3 protein-coding genes are annotated in these 2,930 nt (G+C 75.1%); 1 reads left to right on the forward strand and 2 read right to left on the reverse strand.

The genetic code is table 11. The features are described 5' to 3' along the window. Together ACWJ6R_RS33705 and ACWJ6R_RS33710 are read right to left on the reverse strand one after the other, a co-directional pair. On the reverse strand, positions 1-1,413 hold a 1,413-nt coding region (locus tag ACWJ6R_RS33705; protein WP_449066096.1), incomplete at its 3' end, for an ABC transporter permease. Between the two features lie 5 nt (positions 1,414-1,418). After that, complete coding sequence (locus ACWJ6R_RS33710) at positions 1,419-2,201, reverse strand: ABC transporter ATP-binding protein (RefSeq protein WP_449066097.1); 783 nt, start codon at positions 2,199-2,201, stop codon at positions 1,419-1,421. Positions 2,202-2,530: 329 nt separating this feature from the next. Here ACWJ6R_RS33710 and ACWJ6R_RS33715 point away from each other — a divergent pair, with 329 nt between their 5' ends. Continuing rightward, positions 2,531-2,830 (forward strand): heavy-metal-associated domain-containing protein, encoded by a 300-nt coding sequence (locus tag ACWJ6R_RS33715; RefSeq protein WP_449066098.1) that lies wholly within the window; start codon positions 2,531-2,533, stop codon positions 2,828-2,830. Positions 2,831-2,930 lie beyond the last annotated feature (100 nt).

Below are 2,930 nucleotides of genomic sequence, written 5' to 3' on the forward strand. Positions count from 1 at the left end.
CCGGCCGGGCACGCCGGGTCGCGTCCAGCGGACGTCCGAGGACCCTGGCCAGGCCCGGGGCGGCCGCCGGCCCGAGCAGGGCCAGCCCACGACGGCGCTCACCGCCGCGGCGGCCAGCACGGCCACTGAACCGTTCCCCGTCAGGACGGCGATCAGGCCGGCGACGCCCACCCCGGTCGCACCCGCACCGATGACGGTACGGCCCCGGCCCGCGCCGGTGTCGGCCGCGGAGCGGCGCATGGCCTCCAGCGGCGCCACGGCGGCGGCGCGGCGGGCCGGCCCGAGCACGGACAGGACCGTGACGCCGAGACCGACCGCGAAGGCGATGGCCAGGGTCCGGGGCGTCACGATGAGCCCGCCGTCCGGCAGGGTCATGCCGAAGGCTCCGGCCAGGCCGCGCAGCCCGGTGGCGCCGGCGACGCCGAGGGCGATCCCCCCGGTGGTGGCCGCGGCCCCGACCAGGAGCGCCTCCCCGAGCACCGAGCCGAGGATCTGTGTGCCGGTGGCGCCGGCCGCGCGCAGCACGGCGAGTTCCCGAGTGCGCTGGGTGACGACGATCGAGAACGTGTTGGCGATGAGGAACGCGCCGACGAGCAGGGCCGCCGCCGCGAGCGCGAGCAGCATCAGCTGCAGGGAGGCGACCTGGGTCTTCGCGGCGGCCGCGCTGGACGCTGCGATGTCCCTGCTGGAGGTCACCTCGTAGGCGGGCCCGACGGCGGCCGCAACCGCGCTCCGCAGCCGCTGGACGTCGGCGTCGTCGGCGGCGACGACACCGACCTCCGACAGGCCGCTGCCGAGGCCGAGCAGGTCCTGCGCCCTGGACAGGCCGACCAGTGCGACGGTGCTGTCCGGCAGCCCGGGCTCGGCGCCGAATCCGGCCAGCCCCACCACCCGCAATACGGCCGTCTCGTCCGCCCGCACAGTGACCTGGGACCCCAGGCCGATGCGGTGCAGGCCGGCGGTCGCGGCGTCGACGACGACCTCGTCATCCGCCATCGGCGCGCGGCCTGCGCGCAGCGTGAACGCGCCGGTGGGGGCGGGTTCCCACGACAGGAGCAGGGACGGGCCCTCGGGGACGATCGCCTTCCCGCCCGCGCTGAGCAGGCCCTGGCCGCGTACGACGGGCACGGCGGCGGCGACGCCGGGCACCGCGCGGATCCGGTCCACGAGCGTGGCGGGCAGCGGGTCGCGCTCGACCTCGACCCCCATCGCCGCGTCGAAGGCGGCCGCGTCGCGGACCGCCAGGTCCATCCCGGCGCCGGCCGTGCGGAACCTCTCGTCGAGCAGGTGCCGGGAGGTGTCGGTGAGCACCAGGCTGCCGGTTGTGAACGTGACCCCGAGGAGGACCGCCAGCAGCGTGAGCGCGAGCCGGCCGCGGTGGGCCAGCGTGGTGCGGAGGGCCAGACGCCACATCGTGGTCACTCTCCCTTCCGGGTCGCGGACCCGGCGAGGTTCGTCATGCGGGACAGGATGGCCGGGACATCCGGATCGCATAGTTCGTCGATGACACGGCCGTCGGCGATGAAGACCACCCGGTCCGCGTACGCCGCGGCACCGGCGTCGTGGGTGACCATGACGATCGTCTGGGCGAGTTCGTGGGCGGCGTGGCGCAGGAAGCCCAGCAGGGCCTCACCGGCGCGGGAGTCGAGGTTGCCGGTGGGCTCGTCGGCGAAGACGATCTGCGGCCGGGCGGCCAGGGCGCGGGCCACCGCCACCCGCTGCTGCTGCCCCCCGGACAGTTCTCCGGGACGGTGGCGCATCCGGTCGGCCAGCCCGAGCATGGTGACGAGTTCGTCGATCCAGGCCTGGTCGGCCCGCCGGCCGGCGAGGGTCAGCGGCAGGACGATGTTCTCCTCAGCGGTCAGCGTGGGCACCAGGTTGAAGCCCTGGAAGACGAAGCCCACCCGTTCGCGGCGCAGCAGCGTGCGCTGCCGTTCGCTGAGCCTGCTCAGATCGGTGCCCCCGATCAGCACCTGCCCGCCGTCCACCGTGTCCAGACCGGCCAGGACGTGCATGAGCGTGGACTTTCCCGAGCCGGACGGTCCCATGACTGCGGTGAACCGTCCCGCGGGGATCGAGAGGGTGGCGCCGTCCAGGGCCCGTACGGCGGTGTCGCCGCGGCCGTAGATCTTCACCACGTCGCGCGCCTCGGCGGCGGTGGCCGTCTGCGGCGTCCGCGTGGCGGGGGTGTCGATGCTCATGACCGGCTCCTGTTCAGGGGGAAGAGAGTCGAGAGGCGGGCGATCCGGCGTGAACCCGGCCCGGCCCGCCGGTCCCGGGCCGGCACGCTTCGCAGAAGACGCCGGTGCTCGGCTTCGCGCAGCAGTTCGGCATGCGCCGACAGAGCCGCCTCAATCGTCGGGACGGTGTGCACGGTGACCTCCGGGGTGCGTTACTCGGTGACAGCAGGAGCGTCGCGTCCCGTGCTGTCTCCGGGCTGGCCGCCCGCTGGCCGTTCGCCGCGCCCGCGGCCGCGGGCGGACAGCGGGCGGACAGCGGGCCGCCAGAGTGGCCCGGCAGGCTGCCTGCCATGGCAGACGAATCACATGAAGAGGCCGAGGACGCGGTGGGGGCCATGGTGACCGTGACCGTTTCGGCCATGCTGTGTCGGCGGTGCGTCCGCCTGGTCAGCCGGCACGTCCGGGACGTGCCTGGTGTCGTGTCGTTCGAGGTCGACGCCGCGCGGGGCCTCCTGCGGGTACGCGGCGGCATGGCGGCCGGGCACCTGGTGGAGGCGCTGCGGTCGGCGGGTTTCCGGAGCGCCCGCTGCGGGCACCGGGAGCACGGGCAGGATGATCCGGACCGTCTGGCACCGGCCAGCGGGCCGTGAACAGTCGAGCCGTGAACAGTCGAGCCGTGAACAGTCAGACCGCGGACGGTCAGACCGTCCGGCCGCCGCGGGGCCCGGCCGGGCGCCGGAGCGGCCGGCC

The sequence above is a fragment of the Planomonospora algeriensis genome, assembly GCF_977012225.1.